The organism is Heyndrickxia coagulans DSM 1 = ATCC 7050, assembly GCF_000290615.1.
GTDB lineage: Bacteria > Bacillota > Bacilli > Bacillales > Bacillaceae_C > Weizmannia > Weizmannia coagulans.
The window spans coordinates 1-16,843 of record NZ_ALAS01000048.1 but is presented as its reverse complement, the minus strand read 5'-3'; the positions used below and the strand labels follow the sequence as shown (position 1 = coordinate 16,843).

The 16,843-nt window shown below is 39.9% G+C and carries 10 protein-coding genes and 4 pseudogenes; 2 read left to right on the top strand and 12 right to left on the bottom strand.

Annotated elements, in window-relative coordinates; genetic code table 11:
• Positions 1-167: 167 nt before the first annotated feature.
• The 6 genes and pseudogenes from IC21_RS01525 to IC21_RS01500 form a co-directional block, all read right to left on the bottom strand.
• Entirely contained in the window at positions 168-3,251 is a 3,084-nt protein-coding gene (locus IC21_RS01525) for a type I restriction endonuclease subunit R, EcoR124 family (RefSeq protein WP_029142631.1), read from the bottom strand.
• A gap of 13 nt (positions 3,252-3,264) precedes the next feature.
• Positions 3,265-4,449 carry a restriction endonuclease subunit S gene (locus tag IC21_RS15805; RefSeq protein ID WP_050996454.1) on the bottom strand — a complete coding sequence of 395 codons (1,185 nt, stop codon included), beginning with the start codon at positions 4,447-4,449 and terminating at the stop codon, positions 3,265-3,267.
• Entirely contained in the window at positions 4,449-7,013 is a 2,565-nt protein-coding gene (locus tag IC21_RS01515) for a type I restriction-modification system subunit M (RefSeq protein WP_029142624.1), read from the bottom strand. The genes IC21_RS15805 and IC21_RS01515 overlap by 1 nt, the downstream gene beginning before the upstream one ends.
• A 244-nt stretch (positions 7,014-7,257) precedes the next feature.
• Positions 7,258-7,644: pseudogene (locus IC21_RS01510) on the bottom strand (N-6 DNA methylase); the annotation flags it as partial.
• A 317-nt stretch (positions 7,645-7,961) separates the two neighbouring features.
• Complete coding sequence (locus IC21_RS01505) at positions 7,962-8,159, bottom strand: hypothetical protein (protein ID WP_013860490.1); 198 nt, start codon at positions 8,157-8,159, stop codon at positions 7,962-7,964.
• A 154-nt stretch (positions 8,160-8,313) separates the two neighbouring features.
• On the bottom strand, positions 8,314-8,958 hold the full coding sequence (locus tag IC21_RS01500; protein WP_014097083.1) for a LysE family transporter: 645 nt from the start codon (positions 8,956-8,958) through the stop codon (positions 8,314-8,316).
• 373 nt (positions 8,959-9,331) lie between these two features.
• On the opposite strand from IC21_RS01500, the gene IC21_RS01495 reads away from it, so the two are divergent.
• Positions 9,332-9,805: a glutathione peroxidase gene (locus tag IC21_RS01495; protein WP_029142626.1), complete on the top strand. Its 474-nt coding sequence runs from the start codon at positions 9,332-9,334 to the stop codon at positions 9,803-9,805.
• 156 nt (positions 9,806-9,961) lie between these two features.
• Here the strand turns inward: IC21_RS01495 and IC21_RS01490 are convergent, their stop codons facing one another.
• Positions 9,962-10,450, bottom strand: coding sequence for a PTS sugar transporter subunit IIA (locus IC21_RS01490; protein WP_029142627.1), 489 nt, complete (start codon positions 10,448-10,450; stop codon positions 9,962-9,964).
• 434 nt (positions 10,451-10,884) lie between these two features.
• Positions 10,885-11,715 (bottom strand): annotated as a pseudogene (locus IC21_RS01485) (family 4 glycosyl hydrolase); the annotation flags it as partial.
• A gap of 109 nt (positions 11,716-11,824) precedes the next feature.
• On the opposite strand from IC21_RS01485, the pseudogene IC21_RS01480 reads away from it, so the two are divergent.
• Positions 11,825-12,867 (top strand): annotated as a pseudogene (locus IC21_RS01480) (IS1380-like element ISBco2 family transposase); the annotation flags it as partial.
• Here the strand turns inward: IC21_RS01480 and IC21_RS01475 are convergent.
• The 4 genes and pseudogenes from IC21_RS01475 to IC21_RS01460 form a co-directional block, all read right to left on the bottom strand.
• A complete protein-coding gene (locus IC21_RS01475; RefSeq protein ID WP_013860496.1) occupies positions 12,842-13,453 on the bottom strand; it encodes a YqcI/YcgG family protein in 612 nt (203 codons plus the stop codon). The pseudogene IC21_RS01480 and the gene IC21_RS01475 overlap by 26 nt on opposite strands.
• A gap of 276 nt (positions 13,454-13,729) precedes the next feature.
• On the bottom strand, positions 13,730-14,305 hold the full coding sequence (locus IC21_RS01470) for a tyrosine-type recombinase/integrase (protein ID WP_029142629.1): 576 nt from the start codon (positions 14,303-14,305) through the stop codon (positions 13,730-13,732).
• Between the two features lie 188 nt (positions 14,306-14,493).
• On the bottom strand, positions 14,494-16,629 hold the full coding sequence (locus tag IC21_RS01465) for a heavy metal translocating P-type ATPase (protein ID WP_014097067.1): 2,136 nt from the start codon (positions 16,627-16,629) through the stop codon (positions 14,494-14,496).
• Positions 16,622-16,756, bottom strand: a pseudogene (locus IC21_RS01460) (transcriptional regulator); the annotation flags it as partial. The pseudogene IC21_RS01460 and the gene IC21_RS01465, both read right to left, overlap by 8 nt.
• Positions 16,757-16,843 lie beyond the last annotated feature (87 nt).

Sequence of the window (16,843 nt, the reverse complement as noted above, 5' to 3'; positions counted from 1 at the left end):
CCCTCTAATCTTTTGATCATATTACTTTCATAATAGTACAGGCTTACAAAAAAACTGCGTACATGGAATTAATAGCTAATGTACAAAGGCATTCTTTTCCGGTAAAGTTAAACATACTCTGTTTCTATTTATTCTTCGTTTTCAGTTACTCTGCACCCGTCATCAAATTAGCTATATTTCTGCTTCGTCTCCGCAATCCATTCTGGCAATTTAGTCGTGAGGATCATATTATGTTTTAACAAATTACCAGCCGTTTGATTGGTTGCTTTGCTGTAATCAACACTACTTATGAGTTCATTGATGTAAGGAACAACATCAGGCTTCGAAATAGAATATGAATTCACTGCTTTTGCAAGTAGTTCACTATCTAAGCCCCACTCCGCAGAAAATTGAATGACTGTATTCCGCAGCTTATCCGCTTTCCAAATTTCAAATGCCTCATCAAAATTCAAATTGCTCGACAAGTTTCCGGGCACGAGCTCTGTATCTACAAATTCCTTTAACAACTGTGCTTGCTCATGGTCCCCCATATTACTCAACTCTTGAATTTGTTCATAAATAATACGGAGTGTTTCACGATCCACCGTTTGCACGCCGTACGGTGAAGTAACTTTTGAACCAATTAATTTAATAATATGGTTTGCATCAATGACTTGCGTTCCTGCCAATTTCGTTTTTCCAGCAAGTGGATGAATGGTTGATATCACAGGTGGGGTGCCGGGCTTCCATGTTAAGTTTTTATAAGCACCAACATACTGCAGCCAAGTGTGCTCGTCAATTCCAAAAGTATCATCATTCCACTTAAATTCATAGTACTGTTCTACCAAATTTAACTGCTCAGCAGCATCTTTAAAAGCAAGGATAAATGCTTCTTTTTTCTTCTCATCATGTTCAATATTTTGCCATTCAGTTGGATCAGGTAAAGTCGGAATCATTTCAGACACTTTGATTTTCAATTTCTTTACAGCCGTTTCGTAAGTATCAACAATGGCCTTACTGCTCTTTCCCCCGCTTCCATATAGCTTCAGGGCCTGATTCACCATTTCTTCAGTTATTCGGGGATACTGGAAGTTGATAATCGTTCCAAACTCTTTTTCTGAACCAAAGACACGATTGGTACGGGAGTAAGCTTGGATCAGGCCTTGAAGTTCAAGCGAACGGTCAACATAAAGCGTATTCAGACGTTTCGAGTCATAGCCTGTCAACAGTTGGTCTGCCACAATGACGAGGTCAATATTTTTCGGGTTTCGTCCACTGCCGCCTCGTGTCGCGCGCTCTACAAGATCCTCAAAATAAGCATCTTCACCGTGTTTTTTATCACCAGCTACAAACTCAATGCCAGTAAATGCAGCGTAATCCTTAAACATCTCGTTGACAATTTGGGGATCTAATGGCGTGGGATCATTCTCACTACCGAAACTAAACGTCATCGCCACATTTAGCTTTTCCCCACGTTCTTTTAGTTGTTTTTTAAATTCATGATAATAAGCAATGACACGATCTTTATAGGCAACCGTCAAAATGGCATTAAATTCTCTTTCTTGTGATTGGGATTCCCAGTTATTCAGAATTTCTTCCACTACCCGTGGAATATGCGTTTCGTCTTGGTATACAAGCAGCCCTCGTTTTTTTGCTTGCTTTTCAACGTCCGCTTCTGACATTTCTTGAACTTGGCGTTCGATTTCTCTGTCCGTCCATTCAGGATGTTCTTCCTTCATTTGTTCAGCGATCTGGTCTCTTAAATCATCATAACTTTTGAATTCTCCGGTGTTGATATAGTCAACGTGAAAACCTAATACGTTTTTATCAGCAATCGCCTCGTCAATCGTATATTGATGTAACATCGGGCCAAATAACTTTTCAGTTGTATTGATGACTTCGCTTTTTTCATTGATCTTGCCTTTGACCTTATTTTCATCAAATAAAGGAGTACCGGTAAATCCAAAGAAAAGTCCATTTTTCTTGAAATAGCGTTTTATCGTTCCCATCATCTGCCCCATCGTCGTGCGATGGGCTTCATCAATGATAAATACCATCTTCTTATCTGCTAAACGATGATCGTGTGCTGCTTCCAGTTCCTTCACTAAAGCATTGAGTTTGAAAGTTGTCGTGACGACAATTCCATTCGTTGCTGACATCAGTTTCTTTTTTAGCTGGTAAGTGTGTTTTGTATCATCAACAGAAACCGGCTCATAGGCAGCATATGCTTTGAAGTTTTCACTGGTACGATTATCCAATTCACGTCTATCAACAAGGAAGACGACTTTATCAAATCCTGCTCTTGTCGATAAAAACAAAGCAGTCTTGAAACTTGTGATCGTTTTTCCTGAACCAGTCGTATGCCAAACAAAACCGCCATGAGGCATTTTTTCATCATTGTCCCATCCAAATGCAGCTCCTTCAACCGCTTGCAGAGCATGGACCTGATAGGGACGCATTAACATATGTCGCCTGTTTTCCTCATCTCTCGCTTCATCAATGACTAAGTAATCGCCAACCATCTGATGTGCCATTGGAATCATCAAAAATTGTTCAATTACTTTTTTCCAATCGTTTATTACATTGTTATCTTTATCTGCCCAATGAAAGACGAAACTAGGATTAAAATCTTCTATTGTTTTAGGTGTGGCAAAATAGCGAGTGTCAATTTCAGAAGTGATGACCATCATCTGCGAAAAAGCCATAAAATTATGACTGTATTCCCCGTCACGGTAGTAGCGTTTAAACTGTCCAAATGCCTCGTCCAGCGTTTTGTCCGTGCGTTTTTGTTCGATGTTGATGAGTGGCAAGCCATTAATCAATAAGACAATATCAAAACGGTTGTCATTTGGTGTCTGTACTTCTCTCGCAATCCGATAGCTTGAGTCCCCACCACGTACTTCAGCTTTTTTGAAAATCGTCAACGTGATTTGTTTTCTCGTGATTTTTGGGTTGTCATCCCGGTAAATGCCATCGATCTTGCCTTTTGATCCTTCAATAGCCAAAATCTTCGCAGCCTCGTAGCTGTTGCTGATTTGATTGACCTTTGCCATTACTTGTTTGAACTCATTATCCGTTAATTCAACGCCTTCAAGCTGGTCAGCATTGATGCGGTTAAGTTCACTCCGCCAGTGCGAAACCAAGTCCGCAACCGTTACCTTTTGCTTATTGCCGTTGAGATAGTCGGGGGCTTCCCATTTATATTTTTGCAGTTCTTTTACAAAATTCTCTTGAAAAGTTTTCTCCGCCGCACTTTTCGCTGTATTACTCATGATTTCTCTCCCTTTATACAAACATCTCATTAAGGTATGCTTTTTTTAGATTTTGTAGTTTTTCTAACTTGCGCTGGTGAAGGGTGACGAGATAGTCTAATTGGTTGAAAAAGTTTCCAACTTGGATTTGTTCTTCATAAGAAGGCGTTTTGATTTGAAGATTTTTTAATTCACTCGCTTTTACAAGTGGTTGCCCAGTGCCAAATGAAAGCTTTCTCAAATCAAAATGATCAAGTAATGGATATAAGAAAGATAAGTTTTTGCCTTTTATAAATACAGTATTATCAGTAATTTTCGCTTTTCCATAATAACGATAAAGATTACCAGCGTTTGCACCTACACGAGCAGTAAGAATAAAATCTCCCTCATGATCAAACTCACTATCATATCCAATAATAGAAGTAGAACCTAATATGGCATAGGGATTATCAGCAGATTTTTCATGTTTAATAAACGAACTTTTCCCAGTTCCAATACTATCAGTTATATCTGATAACTTCCGCTGTTCCCAAGGTTGCGTAAACCCGGCAAACCTCCGTTTTGGCACACGCTCACCTTCAGCGGGAAACATTTCAGAAAGATAGGCAGATTTTAGTGCTTTTGTCTTTTCTAACTTACGCTGATGTAGGGTGATGAGGTTGTCGAGTTCTGAAAGTAATTGACTTATTTTGACTTGTTCTTCTTTTTTTGGCAAGCATATATCAAGATCTTTTATAATTTCAGCGTTATAACTTTGTTGCTTGGTACCCTGTGTGAATCTAGTACCATATTCTTCTCCTACCATCCTATACCATTGAAATAAAAACTGAGTACTTAGCAAATTTTTATTTGGATAAACCGCCATACATGACTGATTCAACGTTGTATCAATTCCAAGAATTCCACAGTTCCCACGAGTACCAGCAGCCTCTAGTCCTGTTATAGCCATAACAAAGGTATTTTTAGGAACAACTCGCAAATTTGCGCTAGCCCGCCCAGCTTCCGTTATTTTTTCACTTGCCGTTTTAACAATCGAGCGATTCAAATCTCCACTTGATAACCAGTTAATACTGCCATTCCAAAAGTCATCTCTGAATCTTGAAGGAGTTTGCCCATTATATAATCCCTCAATTACTTCCCCCAACTTCCGCTGTTCCCAAGCGTGAGCGTTTTGAAATTCTTTAAATCTTCTTTTTGGCACCAATTTTGTTTGTTCCATTATTCTTCCACCACCAATTCACTCATCATGGCTTGTAATGTTTTTTCTGAGTCTCGAATTTCTTCATCAATTGCTGACAAGGTATCAGCATAGCGATTGTGTAGCATTTGCAATGTATCCAACTCTTTTTTTATCGGTTTCCATACCAAACCAACTATGGCATCCAGCGTGTTGCCAAACCATTTTTCATACATCAAGTTGTCAATTTCATCATTTGTCAAAGTTAAAATACGTTCTTGTACAGCTTCCTTGAGCGCTTTTTCATCCGCTTTCACGGCTTTGTTAAGGGATGATTTATCCGCAAATAATTTCTCAACATTTTTCAGTAGGCTATATTCAACCGTTCCCTTGCTTGTCTTTTTTAACGCTGCTTTGATTAATTTGTTTTCAAAAGCCTCACCAGCTTCATTCAAGCATTCACCTAAAGCGTTGGCTTCATCGCTCTCTTCCACTTTCGCAGCCTCAACCAAATCAGAAAGCTCCGTTTCAATCTCTTGAATGCGAGTTTTCTTTGATTCGATTTCTTTTAGTTCATCACTGTATAAACGTTTCGCAATCAACTCATTCGGTACAATACTGCCAACCCAGCCGTCTTGTTCTTCACGTTTTTTATTTCCGGATCCTTTCGTTACCATATTAGGCTCGCGCGTGCGTCCCGCTGTATAGAAATCACTTAGCGCAATAATTTCCGTATCATGTGCCAGTGTATTTTTCCATATCTCCGCCACAATTTGGTAGCCATCATAAACATCAATATATTTGAATGACGAAAGGATCTGCTTGATTTCAACCAGCATTTCGTCCATTAACTGCGTCAAGCTACTGCTTTTGTCAACATTTCGTAAAACATCCCAGTATTTATCGATATAGGCTTTTGTTTTGCTTTCGATTTCCTTTGATATTTTAATAATCCGAGCGTCATTGAATACATCCTCAGAAATTTCCTCAACAGGCTTTAAAAGTTCGACATAGCCGTCACGAATTTCTTTTAATGATTGTTTCAAAACATCTGGCACTGTCGACTGCAGAATCTTCAAGTCGTCAACGTTCTTTTGAGGAATCCCGCCAAGTAGATGCGCATCCACATCGTGCGGAATCTCTTCCTCATTTGCCTGGATATAGCGGGGAATATTCATGTTATACTCATTTTTCATGATTTCCTCTCGTGTCGCCAGATGACTGTACCCCTCCTCTTCTCTTCGTTCAACATATGTATCCACAATTTTTGCGATGTCTTTTTCCTGCAGGACATTTTGTTTGCCAACTTTAATAAAGCTGTGAGAAGCGTCAATAATTAGAACAGGCTCGTCGATTTTTCGGTTCTTCTTTAATATGATGACAACGACTGGGATACCTGTATTGGTAAATAGATTACTTGGCAAGCCGATAATGGCATCAATGTAATTTTTCTGAAGCAATCGTTTGCGAATTTCGCCCTCTGCCGAACCACGGAACAGGACCCCATGAGGCAAAACAATTGCCATTGTACCGTTTTGACCTAAGTGGAATAATCCATGCAAAAGGAAAGCAAAATCCCCTTTAGAGTCCGGTGGTAATACCCCAGCAACTTCAAAACGAGGATCACTCACTTTCAGCCCTGCTCTGTTCCAATTTTTCGCAGAATATGGTGGGTTCATCACTACTGCATCAAATTGTATGCCTTCATTTGGACGTTCTGGATCTTCTGGCCAGTCTTGAGAAAGTGTATCTCCGTTTTTAATGGTCATTTTTTCTGGCCGAACACCATGCAACAACAAATTCATACGGGTTAGATTATAGGTTGCTGTGTTCTTTTCTTGCCCGTAATAACTCAGATTCTTTTGAGCATCTTCATCTAAGTGCTTTCCAACTGTTAAAAGTAGCGAACCAGAGCCTACAGTCGGGTCATAAATTGACTTGATTTCTGAGGTTTTTGCTACAATTTGTGCCATGACTTCACTGACCTGTCGTGGCGTGTAGAATTCCCCAGCTTTCTTCCCTGACTCCATCGCAAACTGGCCAATAAGATACTCATACGCCTCTCCAAGTACATCGCCTTTTTGCAATTTCACCATGTTCAGGTCTGCAAATAACAAGATCAGTGCCTTAATATTTTTGCTACGTTCATTTAAGTTGCTGCCTAAAGCGGTATCTGTTAAATCAAGCGTTGAACTTGAGAATAGTCCTTGAAAGTCATCTGAATCACCAGACACAGCAATCGTACGCTCAAAGTGATTCAAGCTGTCCGTTACTTTTTGAACTTCAAAATCTCCTGATTTAATGTCTTTTAACCAAGTCTGATAGAGATACTCAGGCGAAACATAATAACCGAGTACGTGCCGAATCATTTTCTCCAGCTCCTCGCCGTACTCTGCTTTTGCCTTTGTGTATTCTTCCAATAGTTCAAACTCAGACATTTGCCCAATACCACTGGTCACTTTGAACGTTTCTAATGTCTTATCGCTCAAAAACTTATAGAACATTAATCCAAGCATATAATCTTTGTAACGGCTGGCATCCATTGAACCTCGTAGTTCATTTGCCCCATCCCATAATCTGCGTTTCATCTCTTCTGATGTAATCAATTCATATCCCCCATTTGTTATATTTCTCGAATCACATATTGGCTGTATCAACGTCTAAGTCTAAATCAAATTCCATCGATTCATCCAATTTTTCTTGAAACATGTTGATATATATTGCAAAAAATCCTCACATGACGTGCAAACTTATTCGTATATCCATATTAATATGCCAGCTGTGGATCATCATTTTTCTTCCAAGCTGATTGTTGTGTGCTTTTTATTAGTACAGCTTAATATGCTTCTATTATATCAAAAATGGATTTCCTCCAATGAAAAATCTTGGTTCATCATAAGTTTTCATCTTACACCTCCATAAGATCTCCCTTACAGCGCTGTAATGACACCTAATTCCATTACCGATGAAGTCTTTTATTTGTACCGGAAATACCCATTTGGCCCTCGCGTTTATTTCCTGTCCAACCAGTTTTATTTTGCAACCATTTTCTTTTGCATAGCGGTAAGCATATGCCAAGAGGCGACCGGTTCCAAAGCTTCCGTCATAGACTGTGCCTTCCTGAATGTTCAGCAGTAATGGAAGCAGTTTAGCGATAACTCGAGGAGTTATAATCTCCGCTCCTGTCTTTCCTGACCTGTGGACAAGCAGGTCAAGCAATTCATCAAATATTTCGGCATAATCATCTGAATTTGGTTTTGGATACTAATTCACAACTGTCGCAAACTGGTACAAAGCAGCGTCATCTAATTGCTCCGAAATTCGAACCTCTTGGAATACATTTTGCAAAAAAGGAATTTTTTCTTCGATCGTCTTTAAACTTTCTTGTAGCCGTTTTTTAATCCATATCCATTATGCGTCATTTGGCTCCATAAACTGGATTCAGGCATTCCCGTTGCCAATTTGTCACTGCTTTCAATGTACAAATGTACCAAGGTAACGCAAGACCCGCCACCGCAAAAAAGCCCTCACTCTTAAAGAGTGAAGACCCGTTTTCAATGCATTCCTTTCCATTCTCCCTGGTTTTTGGAGGATTTCATCTTTTTTGCTTTTTCTTTGTGCATGCGGTTGGCTGCCGCGCTGCCTGCCCCATCGCCCAGCTGCTGCAATTCCCTTGAATACTCGGAATCGGTTTTGGCTGAGTCAAAGCCTTCTTTGTTCTTTTGTTCGGCATCGTGCTTCCGTTTTGGCATGATCATCCCTCCTTCGCCTTTAGTATGAGAATTGAAAAAGCAAATATGCGAAAGATGGGGCATTGCGGAAGCGGCTACTTTTTTCTAAAAAAGAAAAAAGCCTTTTGTATGGCCGTAAGCGCGATGACTTCATGTAGCATCCTAAACCACCTGGTTATTCGTGGCCGATGCCTACTAAATACAAACTTTTCACGGCTTGATACCCGAAATGTATGCCAAATCCAATTAAGGCAATCCCGGCAATGACAGACAGCCATTTTAAAAAACGCTGATGAACAAATTTTCTTCCAAAGTGAACGGAAGAAGCTACCGTTATATCCCAGGCAGCTATCCCAATAAAAATCGCGCTGCTGTAAAGTAAAGCTTTTCCCGAATTTACCGTATTTAAAATTGTGGTTAAAACCGACCCATAAATGCCAATCCAAAATATAATATTCAGTGGATTAGAGATCGCAATCAAAAAGCCTGACAGAAAAGATTGCAGCAAATTTCCTTTCTTTTTCTCCTCTGGTATGGTGATTTCTCTAAAAGCATCTCTAATGCTCTCATAGCCTAAGTATACAAGAATGATACACCCGAAAATCCACATCATCAGCTTCGCAACTGGTGTAGTTAAATATGTAGATACACCGAAATAAATCAAAAACATTAAAACAACATCGGCGGACATCCCGCCCAAGCCGACAAACCAGGAATGCAAAAAGCCTTTCTTGATCCCCCTCTTAACCATTTCAATCGTAATGGGGCCAACTGGCACTGAGAGGGAAAGCCCTAAAACAATGTAGCTAAAAATATTCATGTGCTCACTTTTCTCCCTGCAATTAAAACTCCATCTGTCTCTGACAGCTAATACTGCCAACCCGCTGTTTGTTAAAATGGCATCTTCATTTGCTGTTGATCAAAAAACGGGCACCATCATCCCCCCCTTAAAAAATATGAGTGTGTATCTTCATACACCTATTTTAATATTTATCCAGTCTGAAATAAATCATTTTTTGCAATTTTTTCCTACTCCACTCATTTACTTTCACACCTTGAACAGTTGGTGTCCGCCCAAACAACAGAGCCACAAAACCAGGCCGTGATATCACCAGCCCATCATTTGACATGTCCCCACATTCACTTTACGATAATGACAAGAAATAAAATTTCCGGGGAAAAGGAGACTGATGATGTCCATTTACGACTATTCTTTTGAACGGCTTACTGGAGAAGAGAAAGAGTCTTTGGCCAAATATAAAAACCAGGTGCTGCTTATTGTCAATACGGCAAGCAAATGCGGATTTACACCCCAGTATGAGGGGCTGGAGCACCTTTACGAAAAGTACAAAGACAAGGGGTTTGCCGTGCTTGGCTTTCCGAGCGACAGTTTCATGAAACAGGAGTTTGACGAAAGCGAAAAAATTGCAGCATTTTGCCAAGCCAACTATGGCGTAACATTCCCGTTGTTTAAAAAAAGTAAAATGAAGGGGAAAGAAATGAACCCGCTGTTTGCCGAATTGCTCGAGCAGGCAGGGGAGAAAAAAATTACATGGAATTTTAATAAATTTCTCGTCGATCGGCACGGCCATGTCATCGGCTATTACGGCTCACGGACAAAACCGGAAGAGCTGGAGGCAAAGATTGAGGAACTGCTGCAGGCATAACAATAAAAAAGCGGGAAGTTTCGGCATCCCGCCCGTAATGTTACGCTGATTTTGTTCATGCATTGAAATAGCGTAAAGAAATGGGAAGACATCGTTCCAAATGTATCCGTGCATTTAGATGGGCGTGTGTCTTCCCATTTTCCATCTGCAGGAAAGCTATTTCATTTTCACCGTCAATAACACCGATTCACCGCGTTTTGCCGATGTTTCAGCGGTTTTGGTTAGCGTATCCACGGCATCGAAATTGGTGATGACGATAGGGGAAATGATACTTTCCGCACGTTCCCTGATTTGTTCGAGGTTAAAGGTGACCAGTTTATCACCTGCTTTTACACGATCCCCCTGTTGAACAAAGCCTTCGAACCCTTCCCCGTTCAAAGCAACAGTATCCATGCCGATATGAATCAATATTTCCAAGCCGCTCTTTGTCTCCAGCCCAACCGCATGCTTCGTTGGGAAGAACTGGACAATTTCCCCGTCCACCGGTGAGACCACAACGCCTTCATCCGGTTCAATGGCTATGCCATCCCCGATCATCTTCCGGCTGAACACCTCATCCGGCACATCTTCTATTTGAACAACCTTCCCGCTCATTGGCGCAACAAGTTCTTCCACTACAGCTTTTTTTGAAAAAAGTTTAAACATATGCTTCCCTCCCGTATTTTTTGAATACCCTTACTTTAACATAACAAGGAAAAAAATGGTGGTCCTGCATCACCCGGAATACCCGTATGAAAATGAGCTGCTGTTTGAAATCATTTGCCTTGTTCCGGGGGTCTTTTAACCAGTTAGCACCAATCCTCGAATCTCCACGCTTCATGAAAAAGGCGAAAAGCCCGCATTCCTTTTCGCCCCTTCCATTATTTCAATTCCGGCCGGTATACCTCATTCAACCTTCGCACTCCGGACCGTTTTTGAGAAAACCAACGCCTGCCGTCCCGCTTGACAGCCGCCTTAAATGTATATGTTTCACGGCCCTTTATTCATTCTCGGCAGTATTTTGGTTGCCTCAAGTACCCGGTTCGTTTTTAAAAAGAGGCACTTTCCGCTGCTGCCTTCTTTTAAACCTGCAAGGCCAATTAATGCAATTCCGGCCAATATTCCTTGTTGGCTTCGATTAAATCATCCAGCAATGCTTTTGCGACTTTTGCGCTTGGCACGGTTTTTGAAAGGGTCAGCGCCTGCCACAATTTTTGATAGCTGCCTTCGACATAAGCCTGCACGACCAGTTTTTCCACGGTGACCTGCTGGTACATCAGCGCCCGTTCAAATTCCGGGATTCTGCCCTGGGTCAGCGGTTCCGGGCCGTCCGTGCCGACAATGCACGGGACTTCCACCATCGCATCATCATCAAAGTTTGCGATTGCGCCGTTATTTTCCACAATCATGACCATTCTTTCATGCGTATTGTAGGCAATCGCACGGGCAAGATCGACGATAAATGTCGCATGGCTGCCGGCAGAAAAAGATTCCTTTTCAGCGGTCCCTTTTTCAACGATTCTTTGAGCAGTGGAGAACACCTCTTTTTCCCTTCCGTCGATAACTTCGTTTGCCCGCGTGTAATGGATATCAGAATGTTCCACCACATAATCCGGGTAAAAGTAATATTTCAAGTACGTATTCGGTAAAAATCTCGGATCGACCGCCAAAAGATCTTTCGCTTTTTTGTGCGTTTCCTGCCAGCTTTGGTCCATATGCTGGGTATCCACTTCAACCTGGGTCAAATAACCATGTTTCGCGACATAATCGCGGATCTCCGGCAAATATTCATGGCCTTCTTTATCTTTAATACTCGTCCACCAGCCGAAATGGTTCAGCCCGAAATAGCGCACATCCAAATCTTTCGGCTGTTTGCCAATGATTTGCGACATTCTCCGCAAAGTCCCGACCGGCATATCGCAAATATTTAATCCCAGATTACGAAAGTAAAATAGTAATTTAAAATAAAAAAGTGCCCCATCCTTTGGTATAATTGATTTTGAGAAAAAAACAATAACCAAGAAAGGGGGCACCTTTAAGGTGAATTATATCATTCCTGTCTCAAGAATTAAATATGAATTCAATTTAAAGAATAGTACAAAATTTAGTGGCATCCTCCCATTTCTGCAATTTCTGGAACGGATGAAAATCCAGCAGACTTTCCGGGGGTTTGATTGCTTAAAGAAAGACAATGGCAAATTCCTCTAAGTAAAATATTTGTATATCTGATTGCGGGCTGGATGGCAGATTGCTCCCGTATGTTTCATTTTCAATCACTCCAGAATGACCCTTTGATTCGTGCTTTCTTAGGAGGAAAATGCCCGCATTATACGCTTTTAAGCAAGGATCTATTAAGGTTGGAGAAAATCGAGGATGCTGCCATAGAATTCAAAGAACGGGTGATGGACATCATCGAACCATAGCTGGATTCCGATCTCATTCTTGACTTTGATTCAAGTGTCGAAACGGTTTATGGAAACCAGGAGGGAGCGAAAATCGGGGTGAACCCCCATAAGCCGGGCAGAAAAAGCTACCACCCCCTTCTCGTTTTTGAAGGAAAATCCCATCTTTGCTTAAACGGTGTGCTAAGACCGGAAAACGTCCATTCAGCTGACAACGGAATTGAATTTGCCGAGGAAACCTATCGATTGCTCTCCGCTCAGTACCTTATCCGGTACGCCCGTTTTGACAAGGGATTTGGCGGAGAAAAGTTTTACAGTTATTGGGAGCAGCAGAAGATTAACTACGCCGGCAAACTGAAATGGACATCAAGATTGAAAAAGTATGTTGAAAACGACAATTCTCCGTGGATCCGGTATGTTGATGATGAGCTGATTGTTATAGAGGGAAAAACAGTCTACTACCAAGCAACTTCCTGGGAAAAGCCAAGAAGAGTTGCGGTCATCCGAAAAGCTGACAAGTATGAGGAAGACCAGCTTCAATTGTTTGATTTTCTCTGGGATTATGAAGCCATTGTGACAACGATGGACTGGGAACCTATGGATATTTGGAGATTTTATAATCAGAGAGCCTGTCTGGAAAACTATATCAAAGAGTCTAAATATGGTTTTTCGATGGACAAGACTGTTGACCCAATTTCGTATCAGCCGTAATATCGTCAAGTGTACCACGAGGTTGCATCGTAATTTCAAGACCATTAGCAGTAAATCTACTTTTCCTATCCGAATAAAACGGCGCCCGGCAAACTAAAAAGATGGGTTCTCCTCCAAAACAAAACTCCCATTCAGGATGATTTGGATCTTTTGGAATTTCGGAAGGCCAAGGTTCCGGATCATTTTCATTCAAAAATTTAACAACATTCCAAAATTGTTTTTTATAGTCTTCTGCTCGCAATTCATTTTCTGAAGGTTTAAAAAAGATAACTAGTGTCGTTCTTTTACCTATAGATTTGTAGCTTTTTATGTATTCATAAACTCCGTCTCTAATATTTAATAATTCATGCGTATCGTAAGCCGATTCAGCAAATATATAACGAATAAGCCCATTTTTTTCTGCTTCTACTGCAAAATAACAAGGATATGGAGCAGAATCATCAAGTAACGAGTTTCGAAAATCAGAATAGGTGGTAATCATCCATTCCTTTAGAATACCTTTTTCCATTCCCTCTTTGATTTTTTCTTGATCCAAAAGTGAACTAATTTTAATCATTAAGCTTCCCCCCTTTTTTACCAACCGTGTGTATGGTGATAATAATAAGATAATGCCAATTATTGAAAAATTTATATTATTTTACAATATTTTTGTGTTTTTGACAATTTTTTCAACATTGCAGCCTAATAATGGTGGGTGCGCGCAGGAGATGTATGCCTTCGAGACTAGCAAACTGAAATAAGATTTGCGATCAGATTCGTAGAAATAAAAAAGAATAGCTACAAGCTATTCGGAGTAAAATTTTTGGACTGTCATTTTGTACAGTCCGAATTTTTATTTATCCTGAAACACGCTAAAATGTTTCAAGACATTTTGAGTTTCTTCTTCTGTGATCCCGATATAACGGAGAGTAACAGAAGGATGAGAATGGTTCAAAATCTCTTGCAACGTGGCAATATCCTTCGTGGCTTTATAAAACCAATAGCCAAATGTTTTTCTGAGCGTATGATTACCAACATGCTCTACTCCGGCAAAATCAGCCGCCTTTTTCAGCTGGCGATAAGCCTGTGTCGGTGTAATCGGCCGGTTTCCTTTCCTGGATGGAAAGAGCCACTCACTGTCTAATCCAGCTGCGTATTCATACACTTCCTCAAAACAATGGCCAATATAAATATCGCGGATTTTTTGGGTTTTTCCTTCTTTTACTCGTAAAACCTTCTCTTTTTTGTTTTTCAGCCTCAGAATCGCTTCAGTTTTGATTTTAAGCAGGTCTCCAACCCGTAGGCCTGTTTCACACCCTAACACAAATAAAATGTAATCTCGGGGCAAACAGTGGCGTTTTAACGCCCATTTCATATCGTCTAATTGCTGCTGACTACGGATTGGCTGCACATTTTTTGGTGTCGTCATCTTTTCTCCTTCCCTTTAAAAATCAACGATTTGAATGTACGATTTTGTAGGATGTCTCAATCCTATCGAAGAAAAAGGGAAAAGACAAGAGAATAAGCGAAAATGAATGTATGTTTTTATACAAATTCATACATTGAACGAAATAAAAAGACCACCTTAGGTAAGATGGTCTTTTTCCTTGTTATTCATCATTCTTTAACCTTCAATAACCTTAAACTGTTTAGCGTTACAAGTAATGTTGCTCCCATATCGGAAAATATCGCTATCCAAAGCGTTAACCAACCGGGGATTACTAACAACAATGCTACTAATTTAATTGCTAAAGAGAATGTAATGTTTTGTTTGATGATAGATAAAGCCTTACGACTTAATTTGATGGTATATGGCAATTTACTTAAATCATCAGACATTAACGCAATATCAGCTGTTTCTAATGCTGTATCGGTTCCAGCTCCTCCCATCGCAACACCAACAGTTGAAGCTGCAAGAGCAGGTGCATCGTTCACACCATCACCGACCATTGCGACACCTTGATTTTTCCCTCGAAGTTCTTTAATGAAATTTAATTTATCTTCTGGTAGCAAATCGGCCTTAATATCAGAAACACCTACTTCTTTTCCGACGACTTCTGCTGTTCTTTTGTTATCACCTGTAAGCATAACAGTTTTTTCAATTCCAATTTGATGAAGTTTACGGATCACGGATTTCGATGATTCTCTTATTTCATCAGCAACAGCAATAAACGAAAGAATTTCTTTTTCCGTTCCTAACACTATCACCGTTTTCCCTTGTGTTTGCATCTTTTCAATTTTTTGTTTTTTATCGTTTTCGATACTACCGTGCAATTCTTCAAAAAGAGTTGAACTTCCTACATAATACATTTCATTATTTACTTTCGCTTTTACGCCTTTACCTGTAATGGATTGAAACTCTTCAACCGAAACTCCATTAATATTCAATCCATTTTCTTCTGCTTTTCTTATAATGGCTGTACCAAGTGGATGCTGGGAACCCTTTTCGATGGCAGCTGTAATCGTCATCAACTCATTTTCATTTCCACCAAATGTCACAATATCTGTAACCGCTGGAATACCTTTTGTAAGTGTACCTGTTTTATCAAAAGCAATAACCTTTAAGTGACCTGCTTCTTCTAAATGAATCCCACCTTTAATTAAAACACCGTTTCTTGCCGCATTTCCTATGGCAGTAACTACTGCAACTGGAGTTGAAACAACTAAGGCACAAGGGCAACCAACCACTAATACAGCTAATCCTTCATATATCCAGTAACTCCAATCTCCTCCGAATAATAACGGTGGAATAATCGCAATTAATGTAGCCAAAATGATGATAGCTGGTGTGTAATATTTTGCAAATTTATCAACAAATGCTTGAGAAGGTGCTTTCTCTGCTTGAGCTTCTTCTACTAAATGAATAATTTTCGATAATGTGTTATCTTCAACCCGTTTGGTTACTTTTACTTCTAATAATCCTTCTTCATTTAATGTGCCAGCATAGACCTCATCATCAATGGTTTTGGTTACTGGAACACTTTCTCCAGTGATAGCAGCCTCATTTAATGTGGATGTACCCTTTATAACTATTCCGTCCATCGCTAATTTTTGCCCAGGCTTGACGATCATAATATCACCGATTTGAATATCCTCCACGTGAACCATTATTTCTTCATTTTCACGGCGAATTAACGCTTCTTTTGGAGCGATATCCATCAACATTCCAATCGATTGACGAGCTTTATCCATTGAATAACGCTCTAAGGCTTCGCTAATGGCGAAAAGGATCACAACGGTTGCTCCTTCACCCCATTGTCCAATCAACGCGGCTCCTATTATGGCGATCGTCATGAGCGTATCCATATCGAATTTAAATTTACTTAAATTTCTAAGGCCTTCAATAAATAAGGAATATCCACCTATTAAAATCGATGCAGCATATCCAATCGTAGGGATAATATTATTTTCACCAAATTGCCTTCCTAGAAACCAACTAATAATGAGCAATGCAGCCGAAATATAAACCTTAATATTTTCTTTTTCCTTCCAAAAAGGCTTATACTCTATCCTTTGTTCTTTTTCATCCTGAATCTTTAAATTCTCAAAGGCCCCTGCTTTTTCTAATTCTTCAATCGTTGTTTCACCATAAACTGTAATTTTGGATGCTCCAAAATTTACTTTTGCGTCCTTTACACCTTCTAAATTTTTCACGTTATTTTCAAATTTGGCTGCACAATTTGTACAAGATAATCCTTGAACGCGATAGGTTTTCATTTCTTGTTCAGATGGTAAGGTTTGTTGATTAGACATTCACTTTCACTTCTTTCTTATGGGCTAAAGCAATCGTGATTAATTGTTTAATATGTTCATCTTCCAGTGAATAAAATGCCATTTTTCCTTCTTTTCGATATTTCACTATTCCTTGTTTATGAAGAGTGATGCTAGTATAGTTTCATGGACACCCTTTAGTGAAATATAATATTAACGAAGGGATGTGTCCGGATATGGGTAACACAAGCGAAAA